General features: G+C 68.0%; 19 protein-coding genes and 3 tRNA genes. 20 read left to right on the forward strand and 2 right to left on the reverse strand.

Annotated elements, in window-relative coordinates; all coding sequences use genetic code 11:
- Positions 1 to 172 precede the first annotated feature (172 nt).
- The 9 genes from RFN52_RS24125 (at position 173) to RFN52_RS24165 (ending at position 5,384) form a co-directional block, all read left to right on the forward strand.
- A tRNA-Thr gene (locus RFN52_RS24125) sits at positions 173 to 245 on the forward strand.
- Positions 246 to 292: 47 nt separating this feature from the next.
- A tRNA-Met gene (locus tag RFN52_RS24130) sits at positions 293 to 365 on the forward strand.
- Positions 366 to 455: 90 nt separating this feature from the next.
- A complete protein-coding gene (gene rpmG, locus RFN52_RS24135) occupies positions 456 to 620 on the forward strand; it encodes a 50S ribosomal protein L33 (RefSeq protein ID WP_003948671.1) in 165 nt (54 codons plus the stop codon).
- 101 nt (positions 621 to 721) lie between these two features.
- Positions 722 to 1,174 (forward strand): MaoC family dehydratase N-terminal domain-containing protein, encoded by a 453-nt coding sequence (locus RFN52_RS24140; RefSeq protein ID WP_184848958.1) that lies wholly within the window; start codon positions 722 to 724, stop codon positions 1,172 to 1,174.
- Positions 1,175 to 1,182: 8 nt separating this feature from the next.
- Positions 1,183 to 1,611 carry a MaoC family dehydratase gene (locus tag RFN52_RS24145; protein WP_184854014.1) on the forward strand — a complete coding sequence of 143 codons (429 nt, stop codon included), beginning with the start codon at positions 1,183 to 1,185 and terminating at the stop codon, positions 1,609 to 1,611.
- A gap of 114 nt (positions 1,612 to 1,725) precedes the next feature.
- A complete protein-coding gene (locus RFN52_RS24150) occupies positions 1,726 to 2,280 on the forward strand; it encodes a TetR/AcrR family transcriptional regulator (protein WP_184848960.1) in 555 nt (184 codons plus the stop codon).
- Between the two features lie 102 nt (positions 2,281 to 2,382).
- Positions 2,383 to 3,819, forward strand: coding sequence for an MFS transporter (locus RFN52_RS24155; protein ID WP_184848962.1), 1,437 nt, complete (start codon positions 2,383 to 2,385; stop codon positions 3,817 to 3,819).
- A gap of 31 nt (positions 3,820 to 3,850) precedes the next feature.
- Entirely contained in the window at positions 3,851 to 4,231 is a 381-nt protein-coding gene (locus tag RFN52_RS24160) for a DUF3291 domain-containing protein (RefSeq protein ID WP_184848964.1), read from the forward strand.
- Positions 4,232 to 4,328: 97 nt separating this feature from the next.
- On the forward strand, positions 4,329 to 5,384 hold the full coding sequence (locus RFN52_RS24165; protein ID WP_184848966.1) for a UDP-N-acetylmuramate dehydrogenase: 1,056 nt from the start codon (positions 4,329 to 4,331) through the stop codon (positions 5,382 to 5,384).
- 463 nt (positions 5,385 to 5,847) lie between these two features.
- Here RFN52_RS24165 and RFN52_RS24170 read toward each other — a convergent pair whose 3' ends face one another.
- Positions 5,848 to 6,879 carry an adenosine deaminase gene (locus tag RFN52_RS24170; RefSeq protein WP_184848968.1) on the reverse strand — a complete coding sequence of 344 codons (1,032 nt, stop codon included), beginning with the start codon at positions 6,877 to 6,879 and terminating at the stop codon, positions 5,848 to 5,850.
- Between the two features lie 146 nt (positions 6,880 to 7,025).
- Complete coding sequence (locus RFN52_RS24175; RefSeq protein WP_184848970.1) at positions 7,026 to 8,252, reverse strand: pyridoxal phosphate-dependent aminotransferase; 1,227 nt, start codon at positions 8,250 to 8,252, stop codon at positions 7,026 to 7,028.
- A gap of 306 nt (positions 8,253 to 8,558) precedes the next feature.
- Here RFN52_RS24175 and RFN52_RS24180 point away from each other — a divergent pair.
- The 11 genes from RFN52_RS24180 to RFN52_RS24230 all read left to right on the forward strand — a co-directional run bounded on the left by RFN52_RS24180 (position 8,559) and on the right by RFN52_RS24230 (position 22,622).
- Positions 8,559 to 8,631: transfer RNA gene (locus tag RFN52_RS24180), tRNA-Trp, on the forward strand.
- Positions 8,632 to 8,739: 108 nt separating this feature from the next.
- Positions 8,740 to 9,024: a preprotein translocase subunit SecE gene (gene secE, locus RFN52_RS24185; RefSeq protein WP_030839741.1), complete on the forward strand. Its 285-nt coding sequence runs from the start codon at positions 8,740 to 8,742 to the stop codon at positions 9,022 to 9,024.
- An 80-nt stretch (positions 9,025 to 9,104) separates the two neighbouring features.
- Entirely contained in the window at positions 9,105 to 9,917 is an 813-nt protein-coding gene (gene nusG, locus RFN52_RS24190; protein ID WP_184848972.1) for a transcription termination/antitermination protein NusG, read from the forward strand.
- Between the two features lie 166 nt (positions 9,918 to 10,083).
- Positions 10,084 to 10,518, forward strand: coding sequence for a 50S ribosomal protein L11 (gene rplK, locus RFN52_RS24195; protein ID WP_003992325.1), 435 nt, complete (start codon positions 10,084 to 10,086; stop codon positions 10,516 to 10,518).
- A 77-nt stretch (positions 10,519 to 10,595) separates the two neighbouring features.
- Positions 10,596 to 11,321: a 50S ribosomal protein L1 gene (rplA, locus tag RFN52_RS24200; protein ID WP_033308987.1), complete on the forward strand. Its 726-nt coding sequence runs from the start codon at positions 10,596 to 10,598 to the stop codon at positions 11,319 to 11,321.
- 126 nt (positions 11,322 to 11,447) lie between these two features.
- A complete protein-coding gene (locus RFN52_RS24205; protein ID WP_184848974.1) occupies positions 11,448 to 12,305 on the forward strand; it encodes an SCO4651 family lipoprotein in 858 nt (285 codons plus the stop codon).
- Between the two features lie 92 nt (positions 12,306 to 12,397).
- Positions 12,398 to 13,225, forward strand: a complete 828-nt coding sequence (locus RFN52_RS24210) for an SCO4651 family lipoprotein (RefSeq protein ID WP_184848976.1) — start codon at positions 12,398 to 12,400, stop codon at positions 13,223 to 13,225.
- A gap of 309 nt (positions 13,226 to 13,534) precedes the next feature.
- Positions 13,535 to 14,065 carry a 50S ribosomal protein L10 gene (rplJ, locus tag RFN52_RS24215; RefSeq protein ID WP_062928576.1) on the forward strand — a complete coding sequence of 177 codons (531 nt, stop codon included), beginning with the start codon at positions 13,535 to 13,537 and terminating at the stop codon, positions 14,063 to 14,065.
- 115 nt (positions 14,066 to 14,180) lie between these two features.
- Positions 14,181 to 14,570 (forward strand): 50S ribosomal protein L7/L12, encoded by a 390-nt coding sequence (gene rplL / locus RFN52_RS24220; RefSeq protein ID WP_033308983.1) that lies wholly within the window; start codon positions 14,181 to 14,183, stop codon positions 14,568 to 14,570.
- A 572-nt stretch (positions 14,571 to 15,142) separates the two neighbouring features.
- Positions 15,143 to 18,628 (forward strand): DNA-directed RNA polymerase subunit beta, encoded by a 3,486-nt coding sequence (rpoB, locus tag RFN52_RS24225; protein WP_184848978.1) that lies wholly within the window; start codon positions 15,143 to 15,145, stop codon positions 18,626 to 18,628.
- A 94-nt stretch (positions 18,629 to 18,722) separates the two neighbouring features.
- Entirely contained in the window at positions 18,723 to 22,622 is a 3,900-nt protein-coding gene (locus tag RFN52_RS24230) for a DNA-directed RNA polymerase subunit beta' (RefSeq protein ID WP_184848980.1), read from the forward strand.
- The last annotated feature ends 23 nt before the right edge of the window (positions 22,623 to 22,645 follow it).

Below are 22,645 nucleotides of genomic sequence, written 5' to 3' on the forward strand. Positions count from 1 at the left end.
GACGGCCCCCCGCCCGCGGCGGGGAGGAGCGTAAAAGTCGTACCGGCGTGGTCCGCTCGCGGAACGGAAGGGGTCCACGAGGCCGCCGGGAGGACGGTCCGGGCGCCCGGAGCGGGGGCCTCGAAACGGATTTGGGTGAACGGCGGCGGAGCGTGTAATGTCTTCATCGCTCGCCCCAATAGCTCAGTCGGCAGAGCGTCTCCATGGTAAGGAGAAGGTCAACGGTTCGATTCCGTTTTGGGGCTCTGGTGTGACTGGCTCTCGTCGCAAGACGGGGTCCGGACCACATCAAAGCGGTGTAGCTCAGTCGGTAGAGCAAGCGGCTCATAATCGCTGTGTCACCGGTTCAAGTCCGGTCACCGCTACTGACAGTAGCCGATTGCGGGGTCGGTCCTTCGATCGGCTACTCTTTCTTGCGTTGAACAAGTCCATCCGTTCGTCTTAGGAGCACTCACGTGGCTGCCACCGACGTCCGCCCGAAGATCACGCTGGCCTGCGTGGAGTGCAAGGAGCGGAACTACATCACCAAGAAGAACCGGCGTAACAACCCGGATCGTCTTGAGATGAAGAAGCACTGCCCGCGTTGCAACGCGCACACCGCGCACCGCGAAACGCGATAATTCAGGCTCGTACGCGAGGCCGTTCCCGAGAGATCGGGGGCGGCCTCGCGTCGTTGTAGGGACCCGTACCGGTCAGTAGAGCTACCAGGAGGTACCGAGCCATGGCGCTCGACCAGTCCTTCGTGGGGCGGACGTACCCGCCCACCGCGCCTTACGAGGTGGGCCGGGAGAAGATCCGTGAGTTCGCCGAGGCGGTCGGGGACGCCAACCCGGCGTACACGGACGCGGAGGCCGCAAAGGCACTCGGGCACCCCGACGTGATCGCCCCGCCGACCTTCGTCTTCGCGATCACCTTCAAGGCCGCCGGGCAGGTCGTCCAGGACCCACAGCTCGGCCTGGACTACAGCCGCGTGGTGCACGGGGACCAGAAGTTCGCCTACCGCCGCCCGGTCCGGGCCGGCGACCGGCTCACGGTCACCTCGACCATCGAGGCCGTCAAGTCCCTCGCGGGCAACGACATCGTGGACATCCGCGGTGAGGTGCACGACGAGGCCGGCGAGCACGTCGTGACCGCCTGGACCAAGCTCGTGGCCCGCGCGGCCGAGGAGGCGTGAGCGACCCCATGACCGCGAAGATCTCCTACTCCGACGTCGAGGTCGGCACCGAACTGCCCGCCCAGACCTTCCCTGTGACCCGCGCGACCCTCGTGCGCTACGCGGGTGCCTCCGGCGACTTCAACCCGATCCACTGGAACGAGAAGTTCGCCAAGGAGGTCGGCCTGCCGGACGTCATCGCGCACGGCATGTTCACCATGGCCGAGGCGATCCGTGTGGTCACCGACTGGACCGGCGACCCGGGCGCGGTCGTCGAGTACGGCGTCCGCTTCACCAAGCCGGTCGTCGTCCCGAACGACGACCGGGGCGCCGTGATCGAGGTCGCAGGCAAGGTCGCCGCCAAGCTCGACGACAACACGGTCCGCGTGGACCTGACCGCGACCAGCGCCGGGCAGAAGGTGCTGGGCATGTCCCGGGCGGTCGTGCGACTGGCCTGAGTCGCGAGAACTACCTGCTGAGGGGCGCTTCCCGTGAGGGGGAGCGCCCCTTGGGCGTCCCCTGGGCGGATGACCGCTTGACATGGTTAGTGATTGAGCACTAACTTCGAATGCATGGCAAGGATGAGTGCGGAAGAGCGACGTGAGAGCGTCATCCGGGCGGCGATGACCGAGTTCGCCCGCGGCGGCTACCACGGCACCTCGACCGAGGCGATCGCCCGCCGGGTCGGTGTCTCGCAGCCGTATCTCTTCCGCCTCTTCCCGGGCAAGAAGGCGATCTTCCTGGCGGCGGCCGAGCGGTGCGTCGAGGACACGATCCGGATGTTCGCGGAGGCCGCCGAAGGGCTGGAGGGTGAGGATGCCCGCCACGCCATGGGTGCTGCGTACGTCGAGACCATCTCCGAACAGCCGGAACGGCTGATGATGCAGATGCAGATGTACCTCGCCGTGGCGGCCGCGGAGGAGGAAGGGGACCGCGAGTTCGGCGAAGCCGTACGCGCGGGCTGGATGCGACTGTGGGACACCATTCACCTGCCGCTGGGTGCCGACGCCCACGAGACGACGACCTTCCTCGCCCAGGGCATGCTCATCAACTGCCTGGTGGCCATGGGCTTCCCGGCCGATCACAGGGTCTGGGCCGGACTGAGTCCGTCGGAGTCCGACGGCTGACATCAACGGCAGACATCAGGACGAGGAGGCAGGTCCTTTCATGACCTCGAAAGTTAGTAATCAATAACTAATCGTTCACGGCACACACTCCATGGGGGAGCGATGTCACAGCAGACCGCACGTCGCGGGGGAGCCGCCTGGGCCCTCGTCATCACCAGCGTCGCCGGATTCATGGCGGCCCTCGACAACCTCGTCGTCACCACCGCTCTGCCCTCCATCCGGGAGGACCTCGGCGGAGGGCTGCACGACCTGGAATGGACGGTGAGCGCCTACACGCTCACCTTCGCCGTCCTGCTGATGTTCGGCGCCGCCCTCGGCGACCGCTTCGGCCGCCGCCGGCTCTTCATCGCGGGCCTCACCGTCTTCACCGGCGCTTCAGCCGCCGCGGCCATGGCGCCCGGCATCGACTCCCTCATCGCCGCCCGCGCGGTCCAGGGCGCCGGCGCCGCGGTGATGATGCCGCTGACGCTGACCCTGCTGACCGCCGCCGTGCCCGTCGCCAAGCGGGGCATGGCGTACGGCATCTGGGGCGCCGTCAACGGACTCGCCGTCGCCTCCGGACCGCTCGTCGGCGGCACCCTCACCGAGCACATCTCCTGGCAGTGGATCTTCTGGCTGAACGTCCCGCTGGGCCTGGCCCTGCTGCCGCTCGCCCGCCTCCGCCTCGCCGAGTCCCACGGCACCGGAGCGCCGCTCGACGTCCCCGGCACCCTGCTCGCCAGCGGCGGCCTGTTCGGCATCGTCTACGGACTGGTGCGCGGCCCAGCCGACGGCTGGACCTCCTCCCTCGTCCTGACCGGTCTGTTCGCGGGCGGAGCGCTGCTCGTCGGCTTCATCCTCTACAGCACGCGCGCCAAGAACCCCATGCTGCCGATGCGGCTGTTCCGCTCCCGGGCCTTCTCCGGCATCAACGCGGCGAGCCTGCTGATGTTCCTCGGGATGTTCGGCTCGATCTTCCTGCTCAGCCAGTACATGCAGGGCGTCCTCGGCTACTCGCCCACCGAGGCGGGCCTGAGGATGCTGCCCTGGACCGGCATGCCGATGCTGGTCGCCCCGATCGCCGGCATCCTGGCCGACCGCATCGGCGGCCGCCCGGTCGTCGCCGCGGGCCTCTTCCTGCAGGCGCTGGGCCTCGGCTACATGGCGGTGGTGGCCACGGCCGACGCCTCCTACGTGTCCCAGCTGCCCGCCCTGATCGTCAGCGGCGTCGGCATGGCGCTGTTCTTCGCCCCCGCCTCGCACCTGGTCATGTCCAGCGTGCGGCCCTCGGAGCAGGGCATCGCCTCCGGCGCCAACAACGCCCTGCGCGAGGTGGGCGGGGCGCTCGGCATCGCCGTCATGGGGTCGATCTTCGCGGCCCAGGGCGGCTACGAGACCGGCCAGACCTTCGTCGACGGCATGCGGCCGGCCCTGGTGACGGGCTCCGCGGTGGTCGCCCTCGCGGGCATCGCCGCCCTGCTCATACCGACCCGGCGGCACACGGAACGGCAGGCGCAGTCGGCCGAACCGGCACCGGTACTGGAGACGGCCGCCCACTGACCCCGAAGGACCCGAACAAGGAGAAGCGGCCATGCCCACTCTTCCCTGGACCGTCCCGAACACCCCGCCCCGCGACACCGAGGTGCACGTCTTCGCCTCCCGTTTCGAGACCCGCACGCTGTGGGGAGCCCTGAGATTCCTCGCCGGAACGCCCGCCGTCTGGCGGCAGGTCCGCCGGAGCCCCGGCGCCTACGGAGCGACCCTGATGGCGAAGCCCTTCAAGCGGACCTTCTGGACCCTGTCGGCCTGGGAGTCCAAGGACGCGCTGCACGCCTTCGTCCGCGCGGGTGCCCACGGCCCGGCCTCCCGGGGCCTCGCCCCCCAGATGAAGGACTCGGCCTTCACCACCTGGCAGGTGAGCAGCGACGACCTCCCGCTCTCCTGGTCCGAGGCGCTCCGCCGTCTGCCCTGAGAGCCACCACGCGCGCGTGCGGCCCCCTTTCCTCGCGAAAGGGGGCCGCACCCACACGTGCCCGGCGCCGTCAGTGCCGTCTCGTACTCTTGAGCCCGTGCAGGAACTCCACGACGCCCCCCTCGCCCCGCTGACGACCTTCCGGCTGGGCGGCCCCGCGACCCGGCTGGTCACCGCCACGACGGACGACGAGGTGATGGCCGCCGTCCGCGAAGCCGACGAGGCGGGCACCCCGCTGCTGCTCATCGGCGGCGGCTCGAACCTGGTCATCGGCGACAAGGGCTTCGAGGGCACCGCCCTCGTCATCGCCACGAAGGGCTTCTCCCTCGACGGCACGAGCCTGGAGCTCGCGGCCGGCGAGACCTGGACCGACGCGGTCGCCCGTACGGTCGAGGCGGGTCTGGCCGGCATCGAGTGCCTGGCCGGCATCCCCGGCTCCGCGGGCGCGACCCCCATCCAGAACGTCGGGGCGTACGGCCAGGAGGTCTCCTCGACCATCACCGAGGTCGTCGCGTACGACCGCCGCACCGGCGAGACGGTCACCCTGGCCAACGAGGACTGCGCCTTCTCCTACCGCCACAGCCGCTTCAAGTCCGACCCCGAGCGCTACGTTGTCCTGCGGGTCCGCTTCGCCCTGGAGGACGCCGAGGGCCTCTCCGCCCCCCTCCGGTACGCCGAGACGGCCCGAGCCCTCGGAGTGGAGCCCGGCGACCGCGTCCCCCTGACGCGGGCCCGCGAGACGGTGCTCAAGCTGCGCGCGGGCAAGGGCATGGTCCTGGATCCGGAGGACCACGACACCTGGTCGGCAGGGTCCTTCTTCACCAACCCGATCCTCACGGACACGGACTTCGCGCAGTTCCGCGCACGCGTGCGTGAGCGGCTCGGCGACGGGGTGGAGCCCCCGGCGTACCCGGCGGGTGAGGGCCACACCAAGACCTCCGCGGCCTGGCTGATCGACAAGTCCGGCTTCACCAAGGGCTACGGCGACGGACCGGCCCGCATCTCCACGAAGCACACGCTGGCGCTCACGAACCGGGGGAGTGCGACCACCGAGGATCTCCTCGCCCTGGCCCGCGAGGTCGTGGCCGGAGTCCACGAGGCCTTCGGAATCACCCTGGTCAACGAGCCGGTGACGGTCGGAGTCAGCCTGTAGGCACCCGGCGCCGGTGCTGGTGCCGGGTGGGTCCGCAGCCGTGCGTCGCGAGGTGCTGCTGCGTCGGTGCCGGGGCCGGGAGGTCCGCAGCCCGGCGTAGCGGGGTGCTGCTGCGCCCACCCGTGCCGCCCCCAGCGGCACGCATGCCCGCAGCGGGGGCGGATCGGCCGGCCCCCGCAGCCGCGCGCACGCGGCGCGAAGCGGGACGCAACCCGGCCGTATACCCGCGGCGGGCGCGGGACGGGCGGCCTCCGCAGCTGCGCGCATGCCGCGCCAGCTACGACGTGCCCGCAGCCGCGTACGGCGAGAAGCTGGCGTGTCGGGGGGTGTCCGCCCGCAGTGGTTGGCGCGTCAACGCCAGTCGGTCGGTCTGAGGGGCCATCGCGCCGTTCCGAGGACGGACACCCCCCGGCGCGGCCCCGACCCACCACCCGGCGCCAGCCGAAGCACGTGACGTCGCCCGCTACGACGCCAGCCAGTCGTCCACGCCCGCCAGCAGCTTCGTCTTCACGTCCTCCGGGGCGGCCGAACCCCGGACCGACTGCCGGGCCACCTCCGCCAGCTCCGCGTCCGTGAACCCGTGATGCCGCCGCGCGATCTCGTACTGCGCGGCAAGACGCGAGCCGAACAGCAACGGGTCGTCCGCGCCCAGCGCCAACGGCACGCCCGCCTCGAACAGCGTCCGCAGCGGCACGTCCTCCGGCTTCTCGTACACCCCGAGCGCCACGTTCGACGCCGGGCACACCTCGCACGTCACCTGCCGGTCCGCCAGCCGTTTCATCAGCCGCGGGTCCTCCGCGGCCCGCACCCCGTGGCCCACCCGGGTCGCCCCGAGGTCGTCCAGACAGTCCCGTACCGACGACGGACCCGCCAGCTCACCGCCGTGCGGAGCCGACAGCAACCCGGCCTCGCGCGCGATCCCGAACGCCCGGTCGAAGTCCCGCGCCATCCCTCGCCGCTCGTCGTTCGACAGCCCGAACCCGACCACGCCCCGGTCCGCGTACCGCACCGCCAGCCGTGCCAGCGTCCGCGCGTCCAGCGGGTGCTTCATCCGGTTCGCCGCGACCAGCACCCGCATCCCGAGCCCGGTCTCCCGCGACGTGGTCTCCACCGCGTCCAGGATGATCTCCAGCGCCGGAATCAGCCCGCCAAGCCGCGGCGCGTACGACGTCGGGTCGACCTGGATCTCCAGCCACCCCGACCCGTCCCGCACGTCCTCCTCCGCGGCCTCCCGCACCAGCCGCCGGATGTCCTCCGGCTCCCGCAGGCACGAACGCGCCGCGTCGTACAGCCGCTGGAAGCGGAACCAGCCCCGCTCGTCCGTGGCCCGCAGTCTCGGCGGCTCCCCGCCGACCAGCGCCTCGGTCAGCGCATCGGGCAGCCGCACCCCGTGCTTGTCGGCCAGTTCCAGCACGGTCGAGGGCCGCATCGACCCGGTGAAGTGCAGGTGCAGATGGGCTTTCGGCAGCTCAGAGACATCACGTACACGCTCCATCCAAAGATCCTGCCGCACGTCCCAGCCGTCCCGGTAGCTGTTTCCCCTTTCGTGGTCTTGCTCGCACAAACAAACTGGCGCAAGCAGAGGGGGCACCCACCGAACTCGGCAGGTGCCCCCGGGCCCCAGGACCGGCGCAGCGGACGTCAGTCCCGCGCCTCCGCCAGCAGCTTCTGGATCCGGCTCACGCCCTCGACCAGGTCCTCGTCACCCAGCGCGTACGACAGCCGCAGGTACCCGGGCGTGCCGAACGCCTCACCGGGCACGACCGCGACCTCGGACTCCTCCAGGATCAGCGCGGCCAGCTCGACCGTGTCCTTGGGCCGCCGTCCCCGGATCTCCTTGCCGACCAGCGCCTTCACGGACGGGTACGCGTAGAACGCGCCCTCCGGCTCCGGGCACACCACGCCGTCGATCTCGTTCAGCATCCGCACGATGGTCTTGCGGCGCCGGTCGAACGCCTCACGCATCTTCGCGACGGCGTCCAGCTCGCCGGAGACGGCGGCCAGCGCGGCGGCCTGGGCGACGTTGGACACGTTCGACGTCGCGTGCGACTGCAGGTTGGTCGCGGCCTTGACGACGTCCTTCGGGCCGATGATCCACCCGACACGCCAGCCGGTCATCGCGTACGTCTTCGCGACACCGTTGACCACGACGCACTTGTCGCGCAGCTCGGGCAGCACCGCCGGCAGCGACACGGCGGAGGCGCCGCCGTAGACGAGGTGCTCGTAGATCTCGTCGGTCATCACCCACAGGCCGTGCTCGACGGCCCAGCGGCCGATGGCCTCGGTCTCCTGCTCGCTGTAGACCGCGCCGGTCGGGTTGGACGGGGAGACGAAGAGGACGACCTTCGTCTTCTCCGTGCGCGCAGCCTCCAGCTGCTCGACGGACACCCGGTAGCCGGTCGTCTCGTCGGCGACGACCTCCACCGGGACACCCCCGGCCAGCCGGATCGACTCCGGGTACGTCGTCCAGTACGGCGCGGGCACGATGACCTCGTCGCCCGGGTCGAGGATCGCGGCGAAGGCCTCGTAGATGGCCTGCTTGCCACCGTTGGTGACCAGGATCTCCGAGACGTCCGGCTCGTAGCCCGAGTCACGCAGGGTCTTCGCGGCGATCGCGGCCTTCAGCTCGGGGAGGCCACCGGCCGGCGTGTAGCGGTGGTACTTCGGGTTCGAGCAGGCCTCGATGGCCGCCTGGACGATGTAGTCCGGAGTCGGGAAGTCGGGTTCACCGGCGCCGAAGCCGATCACCGGCCGCCCGGCGGCCTTGAGGGCCTTGGCCTTGGCGTCCACGGCGAGGGTGGCGGACTCGGAGATCGCGCCGACTCGGGCGGAGACCCGGCGCTCGGTGGGAGGGGTTGCAGCGCTCATGGGCCCCATCGTTTCAGACCGGAAACGCGCGCGGCACGGGGGTTTCACAGACTGAACAACCTCGGGCAAAACCCTGAACAACAGTGCGGAACGCCAGCACGGCCTGCGCGATCTTCAGCGGATTCTCGTCAGTCCGCCCCTCCTCACGGAGGCGATCTTCCGCCAACGTGCCCTCCCCGAGGCCCTTTCTGTTCGACGACCGGCCCCGGAGCACGTACACTCACACCTCGTTGGCCTTCAGCAGGCCGCGCCCGTTCGGTGCACACCAAGCATCCGGATGGATGCGGTACGTTGGGGGACACACAAAGGGTCGTAGCTCAATTGGTAGAGCACTGGTCTCCAAAACCAGCGGTTGGGGGTTCAAGTCCCTCCGGCCCTGCTACACACACCTTCGCCAGGATGTGTGCGCATGTACGTACAGCAATGCACCGCCGTGCGGCTCAGACCGGGCGCGGCACGGCCACGACCCGGAATCAGGTGAGGACGAGTGACGGACGCCGTGGGCTCCATCGACATGCCTGATGCCCAGGACGAGGCGCCGGAGTCGAAGAAGACCCGCAAGGGCGGTAAGCGCGGCAAGAAGGGCCCGCTGAAGCGCCTTGCCCTCTTCTACCGTCAGATCGTCGCGGAACTGCGCAAGGTCGTCTGGCCGACCCGCAACCAGCTGACGACCTACACGACCGTGGTGATCATCTTCGTCGTCATCATGATCGGCCTGGTCACCGTGATTGACTATGGGCTCAGCAACGCCGCCAAGTACGTGTTCGGCTGAGCAGTCCGCGAAGAGCGCCGAGGTACCCGGCGCTCCTTTCGCATGTTCCACCCCCATGTATCCAGGAAGAAGCAGCCACCGTGTCTGACCCGAACGTGAACGACGCCATCGAGCCGGTCGAGTCCGTCGAGGACGAGCTCGACATCGTCGAGGGCGCGGACAACGAGGACACCGAGGCCTCCGCCGAGGTCGAGGCTGCCGACGCCGTCGAGGCGGAGACCGAGGACGGCGAAGAGGCCGCGGAAGAACTCGTCGAGGAAGAGCCCGAGGACGACCGCGACCCGATCGAGAAGCTCCGCGAGGAACTGCGGGTCCTGCCCGGCGAGTGGTACGTCATCCACACCTACGCCGGCTACGAGAACCGCGTGAAGACCAACCTGGAGCAGCGCGCCGTCTCGCTGAACGTCGAGGACTACATCTTCCAGGCCGAGGTGCCGCAGGAAGAGGTCGTCCAGATCAAGAACGGCGACCGCAAGACGATCAAGCAGAACAAGCTCCCGGGCTACGTCCTCGTCCGCATGGACCTGACGAACGAGTCCTGGGGCGTCGTCCGCAACACCCCCGGCGTCACCGGCTTCGTGGGCAACGCCTACGACCCGTACCCGCTGACCCTGGACGAGATCGTCAAGATGCTCGCCCCGGAGGCCGAGGAGAAGGCCGCCCGCGAGGCCGCCGAGGCCGAGGGCAAGCCGGCTCCGCAGCGCAAGGTCGAGGTCCAGGTGCTGGACTTCGAGGTCGGCGACTCGGTCACCGTCACCGACGGCCCGTTCGCCACGCTGCAGGCGACGATCAACGAGATCAACCCGGACTCGAAGAAGGTCAAGGGCCTCGTCGAGATCTTCGGTCGCGAGACGCCGGTCGAGCTCTCCTTCGACCAGATCCAGAAGAACTAACTTCCGGACTCACCGCTTCCGCGCAGGTCAGGCGATCGCTCCGGCGCTTGCCTGACCTGCGCGGTTTTTGGCCGCGCATCTATACCCGTTATCGTTGTGCGGTATGCCTGCATCCGGGTGGTCCCCGTATGCGGGCAGGACCCGAATCGAAAGGACCCGGAGAGCTATGCCTCCCAAGAAGAAGAAGGTCACGGGGCTCATCAAGCTCCAGATCCAGGCCGGTGCCGCCAACCCGGCCCCGCCGGTCGGCCCCGCGCTGGGTCAGCACGGCGTGAACATCATGGAGTTCTGCAAGGCCTACAACGCCGCGACCGAGTCGCAGCGTGGCTGGGTGATCCCGGTGGAGATCACGGTCTACGAGGACCGTTCCTTCACCTTCATCACCAAGACGCCGCCGGCCGCGAAGATGATCCTGAAGGCCGCGGGCATCGAGAAGGGCTCCGGCGAGCCGCACAAGACCAAGGTCGCGAAGATCACGCGTGACCAGGTCCGTGAGATCGCCACGACCAAGATGCCCGACCTCAACGCCAACGACCTGGACGCCGCCGAGAAGATCATCGCCGGCACCGCCCGTTCCATGGGCGTCACGGTCGAGGGCTGAGCCCCAACCTCCATCAGCAGAAGTGGCAGGGCCTGCTCGGCCCGGACCACGACTCCTAAGAATCCACAGGAGCAGTAGTGAGCAAGCGCAGCAAGTCCCTTCGCGCTGCGGACGCCAAGGTCGACCGGGAGAAGCTCTACGCCCCGCTCGAGGCCGTCCGTCTCGCCAAGGACACCTCCACGACCAAGTTCGACGGCACCGTCGAGGTCGCCTTCCGCCTGGGTGTCGACCCGCGCAAGGCCGACCAGATGGTCCGTGGCACCGTGAACCTTCCGCACGGCACCGGCAAGACCGCCCGGGTCCTGGTCTTCGCGACCGGTGACCGTGCTGCGGCCGCGGAGGCCGCGGGCGCCGACATCGTCGGCTCCGACGAACTGATCGACGAGGTGTCGAAGGGCCGTCTGGACTTCGACGCCGTCGTCGCCACCCCGGACCTCATGGGCAAGGTCGGCCGCCTCGGCCGCGTGCTCGGTCCGCGTGGTCTGATGCCGAACCCGAAGACCGGCACCGTCACCCCCGACGTGGCCAAGGCCGTCACCGAGATCAAGGGCGGCAAGATCGAGTTCCGCGTCGACAAGCACTCGAACCTGCACTTCATCATCGGCAAGTCGTCCTTCGACGACACCAAGCTGGTGGAGAACTACGGCGCCGCGCTGGAGGAGATCCTCCGTCTGAAGCCGTCCGCCGCCAAGGGTCGCTACATCAAGAAGGCCGCCATCAGCACCACGATGGGCCCCGGCATTCCGGTCGACCCGAACCGCACCCGCAACCTCCTCGTCGAGGAGGACCCGGCTGCGGTCTGAGCCTGAGGCTCACCCAACCGGTCACGGGCCCCGCACCTCTTACAGGTGCGGGGCCCGTTCCCTTTTCCGGTACGTACGCCGGTGGCCTGGGTTAACGTGCGGGAACCGGATACGAACGGGGGACGTATGCAGGGCACGACCGTGCGCCGCGTGGGCCTGATGCTCGCGGTGGCGACCGCGCTGACGGGGGTGGCGGCCTGCACGTCCCAGGACTCCTCCGACGACCCCGGCCGGGACGACCGCGCCGCGCGCGGCCGGTCCCTGGCGGCCCTTCGCTCCGCCGAGCGCGCCACCGAGCACGCCGAGTCCGCCCGGGTCGAGTCCACGACCACCATGGGCTCCCTGATGTCCATGACCGCAGACGGCACCCTCGGCTGGAGCGACGGCATCACCGGCACCCTCACCATCACGTACACCGGCGGCACCGTGGCCGACACCATGCGCCGGCTCGGCACCACCTCCATGGAGGCCCGCTACCTGCCCGACGCGTACTACGCGCGCATGGGTGCGAAGTTCGCCGAGCAGACCGGCGGCAAGCGCTGGATCCGGTACGCGTACAAGGACCTCGGAGCCCTGACCGGAGGCTCCGGTTCCCACCTCGGCGACCAGATGCGCAGCACCACCCCCAACCAGTCGGTGAAACTCCTGCTGTCCTCCGGCGACGTCCGGAAGGTCGGCGAGGAGACCGTCCGCGGCCGGACCGCCACGCACTGGTCCGGCACCGTGGCGGCGGCCGACGTCGCCGACGCCGCACTGAGGAAGCAGCTCACCGGGGCCGGAGTCACCACCGAGACCGTCGACATCTGGATCGACAAGCGGAACCTGCTGGTCAAGAAAGTCGAGAAGGCGCGGATGGCCACGGGCCTGATGACCCAGACCGCGCACTACGCCGACTACGGCGTCCGGGTCCGGGCCGAGCGGCCCCCGGCGTCCGACACCGGCGACTTCGAGGACCTGATGCGGAAGCGGACCGGTACGCCCTGAGGGCTCCGTCAATTCGGATAGATCACTTGTGCCCACTGGGATAGGCTCACGGCCTTGCTGTGAAGCAAGCATGTATTCCTTGGGGGGAATCAATGAGGACATCCATACCTGCCGCCGGGCTGGGCGCTCTGCTCCTCGCCGCCGGCGCTGTCGGCTGCGGCTCCGAGGAGTCGCCCGAGATGACGCCCGCTGCGGCCGTCGCCAAGGCGGCGAAGAACACGGAGGACATCACGTCCCTCCAGTACCGCATGAAGGGCACGGTCCCGGAGTCGGGCCGCGTCGAGGGCGAGGCGGCCATGCGCCTGAAGCCCACGATCGCCATGAGCATGAAGATGCAGGCGCCCGATCAGGCCGCCGGTGAAACGGTGGAGATCCGCCTCGTCGACAAGGCCATGTATCTCGGTGGGGGAGCCGAGATGGCCAAGGAGATGGACGGCAAGCGCTGGCTGAAGTTCGATCTCTCCGGCTCCGCCGCGGCCAAGGACCTGGACAAGATGGGGTCCCCGAGCCAGGCCGAGCAGAACCCGGCGGCGGAGTCCACCTTCCTCACGGGCGCCAAGGACGTGAAGAAGGTCGGCAGCGAGAAGGTCGACGGCGTCGAGACCACCCACTACAAGGGCACGGTCACCCTCGCCGAACTGCGTGCTTCGCTCAAGGACAGCAAGGGTGAGACCCGCGAGCAGCGCGAGAAGAGCATCAAGCAGTACGAGAAGCTCGGCGTCGACAAGCTCACGATGGACATGTGGGTCGACGGCGAGGACCACACCAAGCAGTTCCGCATGAAGGGCCAGGCCGACAAGGGTCCGATGGACATGACCATCACCTTCGTCGACTACAACAAGCCGGTCACCGTCAAGGCCCCGCCGGCCGGTGAAGTCGCGGACCTGGGCGAGATGTTCAAGGAGCTGGGCCAGGGCTGAACCGCCCCGCGCCGATCATCCGTACGGGCGGATTTGCCTGACGGCGATCCGTTCCCGTACTCTCCTGAAGAAGCCAAAGACCGCTGGTCGTTACCGCGCGCTCATCTGAGGGCGCGGTGGCCGAAGGATCCGCTGAACGGCGGACGACCCGCGCAGGTGACACTGGAGAAGCTCCCGGAAGCCGCCCGCCCCGTGCGTGCGTGAGACCGGTCGAGCTACGCCCCGTGCGCTTGCGCCGGGGCGTTTCGTTTTCCCCAGTCCTCCTTCGGGTCCGCGCGGTCCGACACACCCGGAAGGAGGCCGAGGCTCATGGCGAGGCCTGACAAGGTCGATGCCGTCGAGGAGATGCGGGAGAAGTTCCGCAACTCCAACGCTGCCGTCGTTACCGCGTACACCGGTCTCACCGTCGCGCAGCTCCAGCAGCTGCGTCGTTCACTCGGTGAGAACGCTCAGTACCGTGTGGCGAAGAACACGCTGACCAAGATTGCGGCCAACGAGGCCGGGATCACGACGCTGGACGACCTCTTTGCGGGTTCGTCGGCCGTCGCCTTCGTGACCGGTGACCCGGTCGAGGCGGCGAAGGGTCTCCGTGACTTCGCCAAGGACAACCCCAACCTCGTCATCAAGGGCGGCGTCCTTGACGGCAAGGCGTTGTCCGCCGATGAGATCAAGAAGCTTGCGGACCTCGAGTCCCGCGAGGTTCTGCTCTCCAAGCTGGCCGGTGCCATGAAGGGCAAGCAGTCCCAGGCTGCCTCTGTCTTCCAGGCGCTGCCGTCGAAGCTCGTCCGCACCGTGGACGCGCTCCGTGCCAAGCAGGACGAGCAGGGCGGTGCCGAGTAACTCGGCTCGCATCCCGGCCGCCGCTGCCTGAACGCGGCGACCGTCGCGGGCCAAACGTACGCCCGCCTCACATGTACATCCGGCACCTGCCGAATTAGTGGAAGGACCGCCAATCATGGCGAAGCTCAGCCAGGAAGACCTGCTCGCGCAGTTCGAGGAGATGACCCTCATCGAGCTCTCCGAGTTCGTGAAGGCGTTCGAGGAGAAGTTCGACGTCACCGCCGCCGCTGCCGCGCCGGTCGTCGTCGCCGGTGGTGCCGCTGGTGGCGCCGCCGCCGAGGCCGCTGAGGAGCAGGACGAGTTCGACGTCATCCTCACCGGTGCCGGCGACAAGAAGATCCAGGTCATCAAGGTCGTGCGTGAGCTGACCTCCCTGGGTCTGAAGGAGGCCAAGGACCTCGTGGACGGCGCCCCGAAGCCCGTTCTCGAGAAGGTCGCCAAGGACGCCGCCGAGAAGGCCGCCGAGTCCCTCAAGGGCGCCGGCGCCTCCGTCGAGGTCAAGTAAGACCTTTCGGATCCGCAAGGATCCACAACGCGTCCCACTGGACGTGTAACGCGTAAGCGCGGAAGAGCGATCATCCATCCGGGTGGTCGCTCTTCGGCGTTCTCGGGGGCGGGCCACGGTTGCCTTGAAGCCCCGGTGACGGGGGGTATGGTGATCTTCGTCGTGTCTCCGGGCGGCCCCGGATCGGGCAGAGGGGCCTTGACGAACCGCACGCAGCGCGCAATTCTCAGGACGCGTCGTCACAGGATCCGAATCCGAGGCATGGATCGGCGACGAAGAGGGCAGTACTAACGTGCGTTGAGGGCAGCGCCGTGTCGCAGGAGTGGAACAACGAGGGTGAACACGGGTTCCAGGACCCGCACTGGACATCAGTGTGCCAAGTGGCTACACTGACCCTTTGCGCTGCCTGTTAGCTGTCCCCTGCCCGTCACCAGGGGTCTGCCCTCGCCCGAGCATCGATGACAAGAAATGTCTGACCTGGCCTTTCAGCCCTGTCGGCACAGCTTGTCTCCGTGTACGGGAGAGGGGCCGGTACGCGCGTAGTGAGTCCGAGCCCTCGGAAGGACCCCCTCTTGGCCGCCTCGCGCAACGCCTCGACCGCGAATACGAACAACGCCGCCAGCACTGCCCCGCTGCGCATCTCTTTTGCAAAGATCAAGGAGCCTCTCGAGGTTCCGAACCTGCTCGCGCTGCAGACCGAGAGCTTCGACTGGCTGCTCGGCAACACCGCCTGGCAGAGTCGGGTCGAGGAGGCTCTCGAGAACGGTCAGGACGTCCCCACCAAGTCCGGGCTCGAGGAGATCTTCGAGGAGATCTCCCCGATCGAGGACTTCAGCGGGTCGATGTCGCTGACCTTCCGCGACCACCGTTTCGAGCCGCCGAAGAACTCCATCGACGAGTGCAAGGACCGCGATTTCACGTACGCGGCCCCGCTCTTCGTCACCGCTGAGTTCACGAACAACGAGACCGGCGAGATCAAGTCCCAGACGGTCTTCATGGGCGACTTCCCGCTCATGACGAACAAGGGCACCTTCGTCATCAACGGCACCGAGCGTGTCGTGGTGTCGCAGCTGGTCCGTTCGCCCGGTGTCTACTTCGACTCCTCCATCGACAAGACGTCCGACAAGGACATCTTCTCCGCGAAGATCATCCCGTCCCGGGGTGCCTGGCTGGAGATGGAGATCGACAAGCGCGACATGGTCGGTGTCCGCATCGACCGCAAGCGCAAGCAGTCCGTCACCGTCCTGCTCAAGGCGCTCGGCTGGACCACCGAGCAGATCCTCGAGGAGTTCGGCGAGTACGAGTCCATGCGCGCCACCCTGGAGAAGGACCACACCCAGGGCCAGGACGACGCGCTGCTCGACATCTACCGCAAGCTGCGTCCGGGCGAGCCCCCCACGCGTGAGGCCGCGCAGACGCTGCTGGAGAACCTGTACTTCAACCCCAAGCGCTACGACCTGGCCAAGGTCGGCCGCTACAAGGTCAACAAGAAGCTGGGTGCGGACGCTCCGCTGGACGCGGGCATCCTGACCGTCGAGGACATCATCTCGACGATCAAGTACCTGGTGAAGCTGCACGCGGGCGAGACCGAGACGGTCGGCGACAGCGGTACGGAGATCGTCGTCGAGACCGACGACATCGACCACTTCGGCAACCGCCGCCTGCGCAGCGTCGGCGAGCTCATCCAGAACCAGGTCCGCACGGGTCTGGCGCGTATGGAGCGTGTCGTCCGCGAGCGGATGACGACCCAGGACGTCGAGGCGATCACGCCGCAGACCCTGATCAACATCCGGCCGGTCGTCGCCTCCATCAAGGAGTTCTTCGGCACCAGCCAGCTGTCGCAGTTCATGGACCAGAACAACCCGCTGTCGGGTCTCACCCACAAGCGCCGTCTGTCGGCTCTTGGCCCGGGTGGTCTGTCCCGTGAGCGGGCCGGCTTCGAGGTCCGTGACGTGCACCCCTCGCACTACGGCCGCATGTGCCCGATCGAGACGCCCGAAGGCCCGAACATCGGTCTGATCGGCTCGCTCGCCTCCTACGGCCGCGTCAACGCGTTCGGTTTCGTCGAGACCCCCTACCGCAAGGTGTTCGAGGGCCAGGTCACCGACGAGGTCGACTACCTGACCGCCGACGAGGAGGACCGCTTCGTCATCGCGCAGGCCAACGCGCAGCTGACGGACGACCTCCGCTTCGCCGAGGCCCGGGTGCTGGTCCGCCGTAAGGGCGGCGAGGTCGACTACGTCACCGGCGAGGACGTCGACTACATGGACGTCTCGCCGCGCCAGATGGTGTCGGTCGCGACCGCCATGATCCCGTTCCTGGAGCACGACGACGCCAACCGTGCCCTCATGGGCGCGAACATGATGCGTCAGGCCGTGCCGCTGATTAAGTCCGAGTCCCCGCTCGTCGGCACCGGCATGGAGTACCGCTCCGCCGTCGACGCCGGCGACGTGGTCAAGGCCGAGAAGGCGGGTGTGGTCCAGGAGGTCTCCGCGGACTACATCACCACCGCCAACGACGACGGCACGTACATCACGTACCGCCTGGCCAAGTTCGCCCGCTCCAACCAGGGCACCTCGGTCAACCAGAAGGTCATCGTCAACGAGGGCGACCGGATCATCGAGGGCCAGGTCCTGGCCGACGGTCCGGCCACCCAGAACGGCGAGATGGCGCTGGGCAAGAACCTGCTCGTGGCGTTCATGCCGTGGGAGGGTCACAACTACGAGGACGCGATCATCCTGTCGCAGCGCCTCGTGCAGGACGACGTCCTCTCCTCGATCCACATCGAGGAGCACGAGGTCGACGCCCGTGACACCAAGCTCGGCCCCGAGGAGATCACCCGGGACATCCCGAACGTCTCCGAGGAGGTCCTCGCCGACCTCGACGAGCGCGGCATCATCCGCATCGGTGCCGAGGTCGTCGCCGGCGACATCCTGGTCGGCAAGGTCACGCCCAAGGGTGAGACCGAGCTGACGCCGGAAGAGCGCCTGCTGCGCGCCATCTTCGGTGAGAAGGCCCGTGAGGTCCGTGACACCTCGCTGAAGGTCCCGCACGGCGAGATCGGCAAGGTCATCGGCGTCCGCGTCTTCGACCGCGAGGAGGGCGACGAGCTTCCCCCCGGTGTGAACCAGCTGGTGCGCGTCTACGTCGCGCAGAAGCGCAAGATCACCGACGGTGACAAGCTCGCCGGCCGGCACGGCAACAAGGGCGTCATCTCGAAGATCCTGCCGATCGAGGACATGCCGTTCCTGGAGGACGGCACCCCGGTCGACATCATCCTCAACCCGCTCGGTGTGCCGTCCCGAATGAACCCGGGTCAGGTCCTGGAGATCCACCTGGGCTGGCTCGCCAGCCGCGGCTGGGACGTCTCCGGCCTCGCGGACGACTGGGCGCAGCGCCTGCAGGCCATCGAGGCCGACCAGGTCGCGCCGGGCACCAACGTCGCCACCCCCGTCTTCGACGGTGCGCGTGAGGACGAGCTGGCCGGTCTGCTGAACCACACCATCCCGAACCGCGACGGCGAGCGCATGGTGCTCCCGACCGGTAAGGCGCCGCTGTTCGACGGCCGCTCCGGCGAGCCGTTCCCGGAGCCGATCTCGGTCGGCTACATGTACATCCTCAAGCTGCACCACCTGGTCGACGACAAGCTGCACGCCCGGTCGACCGGTCCGTACTCGATGATCACCCAGCAGCCGCTGGGTGGTAAGGCCCAGTTCGGTGGCCAGCGCTTCGGTGAGATGGAGGTGTGGGCGCTGGAGGCTTACGGCGCCGCGTACGCCCTCCAGGAGCTGCTGACCATCAAGTCCGACGACGTGACCGGCCGCGTGAAGGTCTACGAGGCCATCGTCAAGGGCGAGAACATCCCCGAGCCCGGCATCCCCGAGTCCTTCAAGGTGCTCATCAAGGAGATGCAGTCCCTGTGCCTCAACGTGGAGGTGCTGTCCTCGGACGGCATGTCCATCGAGATGCGCGACACCGACGAGGACGTCTTCCGCGCTGCGGAGGAGCTTGGCATCGACCTGTCCCGGCGTGAGCCGAGCAGCGTCGAAGAGGTCTGACGGGAGTCCGGAGGCCTTCGCGATGAAGGCCTCCGGCCCCAGGACCCCCGTATCAGACCCCATGACTTACAACCCTGAGAGGGATTGACGCATAGTGCTCGACGTCAACTTCTTCGACGAGCTCCGGATCGGTCTGGCCACCGCTGACGACATCCGTCAGTGGAGCCACGGCGAGGTCAAGAAGCCCGAGACGATCAACTACCGCACGCTCAAGCCCGAAAAGGACGGACTCTTCTGCGAGAAGATCTTCGGTCCGACCCGGGACTGGGAGTGCTACTGCGGCAAGTACAAGCGTGTCCGCTTCAAGGGCATCATCTGTGAGCGGTGTGGCGTCGAGGTCACCCGCGCCAAGGTGCGCCGTGAGCGGATGGGCCACATCGAGCTGGCCGCCCCGGTCACGCACATCTGGTACTTCAAGGGCGTCCCGAGCCGGCTGGGCTACCTGCTCGACCTGGCTCCCAAGGACCTCGAGAAGGTCATCTACTTCGCGGCGTACATGATCACGTACGTCGACGAGGAGCGCCGTACGCGCGACCTGCCCTCGCTGGAGGCCCACGTCTCCGTCGAGCGCCAGCAGATCGAGCAGCGCCGCGACGCCGACCTGGAGGCCCGCGCCAAGAAGCTCGAGACCGACCTGGCCGAGCTGGAGGCCGAGGGCGCCAAGGCGGACGTGCGCCGCAAGGTGCGCGAGGGTGCCGAGCGCGAGATGAAGCAGCTGCGCGACCGTGCGCAGCGCGAGATCGACCGCCTCGACGAGGTGTGGAACCGCTTCAAGAACCTCAAGGTCCAGGACCTGGAGGGCGACGAGCTGCTCTACCGCGAGCTGCGTGACCGCTTCGGCACGTACTTCGACGGCTCGATGGGTGCCGCGGCGCTGCAGAAGCGCCTGGAGTCCTTCGACCTCGACGAGGAGGCCGAGCGTCTCCGCGAGATCATCCGTACCGGCAAGGGCCAGAAGAAGACCCGTGCGCTCAAGCGCCTGAAGGTCGTCTCCGCGTTCCTGCAGACCAGCAACAGCCCCAAGGGCATGGTGCTCGACTGCGTGCCGGTCATCCCGCCGGACCTCCGCCCGATGGTGCAGCTGGACGGTGGCCGCTTCGCGACCTCCGACCTGAACGACCTGTACCGCCGTGTGATCAACCGGAACAACCGCCTGAAGCGCCTTCTCGACCTCGGTGCGCCCGAGATCATCGTGAACAACGAGAAGCGCATGCTCCAGGAGGCCGTCGACGCGCTGTTCGACAACGGCCGTCGTGGTCGTCCGGTCACCGGTCCCGGTAACCGCCCGCTGAAGTCCCTCAGCGACATGCTGAAGGGTAAGCAGGGCCGCTTCCGTCAGAACCTGCTCGGTAAGCGTGTGGACTACTCCGCGCGTTCCGTGATCGTCGTGGGTCCGCAGCTGAAGCTGCACCAGTGCGGTCTGCCGAAGGCGATGGCGCTGGAGCTCTTCAAGCCGTTCGTGATGAAGCGCCTGGTCGACCTGAACCACGCGCAGAACATCAAGAGCGCCAAGCGCATGGTCGAGCGCGGCCGCACGGTCGTGTACGACGTGCTGGAAGAGGTCATCGCGGAGCACCCGGTTCTGCTGAACCGTGCGCCCACGCTGCACCGCCTCGGCATCCAGGCCTTCGAGCCGCAGCTGGTCGAGGGCAAGGCCATCCAGATCCACCCGCTCGTCTGCACCGCGTTCAACGCGGACTTCGACGGTGACCAGATGGCCGTGCACCTGCCGCTGTCCGCGGAGGCGCAGGCCGAGGCCCGCATCCTGATGCTGTCCTCGAACAACATCCTCAAGCCGGCCGACGGCCGCCCGGTGACGATGCCGACCCAGGACATGGTCCTCGGTCTGTTCTTCCTCACCACCGACGGCGAGATGCGCGACCTCAAGGGCGAGGGCCGTTCCTTCGCCTCGGTCGCCGAGGCGATCATGGCCTTCGACGCGGGCGAGCTCTCGCTCCAGTCGAAGATCGACGTCCGCTTCCCGGTCGGCACCATCCCGCCGCGCGGCTGGACCCCGCCGGCGCGTGAGGAGGGCGAGCCCGAGTGGCAGCAGGGTGACAGCTTCCGGCTGAACACCACCCTGGGCCGCGCGCTCTTCAACGAGCTGCTGCCCGAGGACTACCCGTTCGTCGACTACGAGGTCGGCAAGAAGCAGCTCTCCGAGATCGTCAACGACCTCGCCGAGCGCTACCCCAAGGTCATCGTGGCGGCGACGCTCGACAACCTGAAGGCGGCCGGCTTCTTCTGGGCGACCCGCTCCGGCGTGACCGTGGCCATCTCCGACGTCGTCGTTCCCGAGGCGAAGAAGGAGATCGTCAAGGGCTACGAGGCGCAGGACGAGAAGGTCCAGAAGCAGTACGAGCGCGGTCTGATCACCAAGGACGAGCGCACGCAGGAGCTCATCGCGATCTGGACCAAGGCGACCAACGAGGTCGCCGAGGCGATGAACGACAACTTCCCGAAGACCAACCCGATCTTCATGATGGTGAACTCGGGTGCACGAGGCAACATGATGCAGATGCGTCAGATCGCCGGTATGCGTGGTCTGGTGTCGAACGCGAAGAACGAGACGATCCCGCGTCCGATCAAGGCGTCCTTCCGTGAGGGCCTGTCCGTGCTGGAGTACTTCATCTCCACGCACGGTGCCCGTAAGGGTCTGGCGGACACCGCTCTGCGTACCGCCGACTCGGGTTACCTCACGCGTCGTCTGGTCGACGTCTCCCAGGACGTCATCATTCGCGAGGAGGACTGCGGCACCGAGCGCGGTCTGCGTCTGAAGATCGCCGACCGGAACGCCGAGGGCGCGCTGATCAAGACGGAGGACGTCGAGACCTCCGTGTACGCGCGCTGCCTCGCCGAGGACATCGTGGTCGAGGGACAGGTGCTGGCCCCGGCCGGCACCGACCTGGGCGACGTCCTCATCGAGGAGCTCGTGCAGCGTGGCGTCGAGGAGGTCAAGACCCGTTCGGTCCTGACCTGCGAGTCCGCCGTCGGCACCTGCGCGATGTGCTACGGCCGTTCGCTGGCCACCGGCAAGCTGGTCGACATCGGTGAGGCGGTCGGCATCATCGCCGCCCAGTCCATCGGTGAGCCCGGTACCCAGCTGACGATGCGTACCTTCCACACCGGTGGTGTGGCCGGTGACGACATCACCCAGGGTCTGCCGCGTGTCGTCGAGCTCTTCGAGGCCCGTACCCCGAAGGGTGTCGCCCCGATCTCCGAGGCCCAGGGCCGCGTGCGGATCGAGGAGACCGAGAAGACCAAGAAGATCGTCGTCACCCCGGACGACGGCAGCGACGAGACGGCGTTCCCGATCTCGAAGCGTGCCCGTCTCCTGGTCAGCGAGGGCGAGCACGTCGAGGTGGGCCAGAAGCTCACCGTGGGTGCCACCAACCCGCACGACGTGCTGCGCATCCTGGGCCAGCGTGCCGTCCAGGTCCACCTGGTCGGCGAGGTCCAGAAGGTCTACAACTCGCAGGGTGTGTCGATCCACGACAAGCACATCGAGATCATCATCCGGCAGATGCTGCGCCGCGTGACGATCATCGAGTCCGGCGACGCCGAGCTGCTGCCCGGTGAGCTGGTCGAGCGTTCGAAGTTCGAGACCGAGAACCGTCGTGTGGTCCAGGAGGGTGGTCACCCGGCTTCGGGTCGTCCGCAGCTCATGGGTATCACCAAGGCCTCGCTGGCGACGGAATCCTGGCTGTCGGCCGCCTCCTTCCAGGAGACGACCCGAGTCCTGACGGACGCGGCGATCAACGCCAAGTCCGACAGCCTCATCGGCCTCAAGGAGAACGTCATCATCGGTAAGCTCATCCCGGCCGGTACGGGTCTGTCCCGCTACCGCAACATCCGGGTCGAGCCGACCGAGGAGGCCAAGGCCGCGATGTACTCGGCCGTCGGCTACGACGACATCGACTACTCGCCGTTCGGCACGGGCTCCGGCCAGGCCGTTCCGCTGGAGGACTACGACTACGGTCCGTACAACCAGTAAGCGAGTCGCTTGAGCCGAAGGGC

This window comes from Streptomyces collinus, from assembly GCF_031348265.1.
In the GTDB taxonomy this organism is placed as follows: domain Bacteria; phylum Actinomycetota; class Actinomycetes; order Streptomycetales; family Streptomycetaceae; genus Streptomyces; species Streptomyces collinus.

Bases quoted from the DNA above. Each gene is read 5' to 3' on its own strand.
- RFN52_RS24155 (WP_184848962.1), top strand. From the start codon at position 2,383: ATGTCACAGCAGACCGCACGTCGCGGGGGAGCCGCCTGGGCCCTCGTC.
- RFN52_RS24175 (WP_184848970.1), bottom strand. From the start codon at position 8,252: ATGAGCGCTGCAACCCCTCCCACCGAGCGCCGGGTCTCCGCCCGAGTC.
- RFN52_RS24145 (WP_184854014.1), top strand. From the start codon at position 1,183: ATGACCGCGAAGATCTCCTACTCCGACGTCGAGGTCGGCACCGAACTG.
- RFN52_RS24140 (WP_184848958.1), top strand. From the start codon at position 722: ATGGCGCTCGACCAGTCCTTCGTGGGGCGGACGTACCCGCCCACCGCG.
- RFN52_RS24205 (WP_184848974.1), top strand. From the start codon at position 11,448: ATGCAGGGCACGACCGTGCGCCGCGTGGGCCTGATGCTCGCGGTGGCG.
- rplK (WP_003992325.1), top strand. From the start codon at position 10,084: ATGCCTCCCAAGAAGAAGAAGGTCACGGGGCTCATCAAGCTCCAGATC.
- RFN52_RS24160 (WP_184848964.1), top strand. From the start codon at position 3,851: ATGCCCACTCTTCCCTGGACCGTCCCGAACACCCCGCCCCGCGACACC.
- RFN52_RS24150 (WP_184848960.1), top strand. From the start codon at position 1,726: ATGGCAAGGATGAGTGCGGAAGAGCGACGTGAGAGCGTCATCCGGGCG.
- rplJ (WP_062928576.1), top strand. From the start codon at position 13,535: ATGGCGAGGCCTGACAAGGTCGATGCCGTCGAGGAGATGCGGGAGAAG.
- RFN52_RS24170 (WP_184848968.1), bottom strand. From the start codon at position 6,879: ATGGAGCGTGTACGTGATGTCTCTGAGCTGCCGAAAGCCCATCTGCAC.
- rplL (WP_033308983.1), top strand. From the start codon at position 14,181: ATGGCGAAGCTCAGCCAGGAAGACCTGCTCGCGCAGTTCGAGGAGATG.
- RFN52_RS24210 (WP_184848976.1), top strand. From the start codon at position 12,398: ATGAGGACATCCATACCTGCCGCCGGGCTGGGCGCTCTGCTCCTCGCC.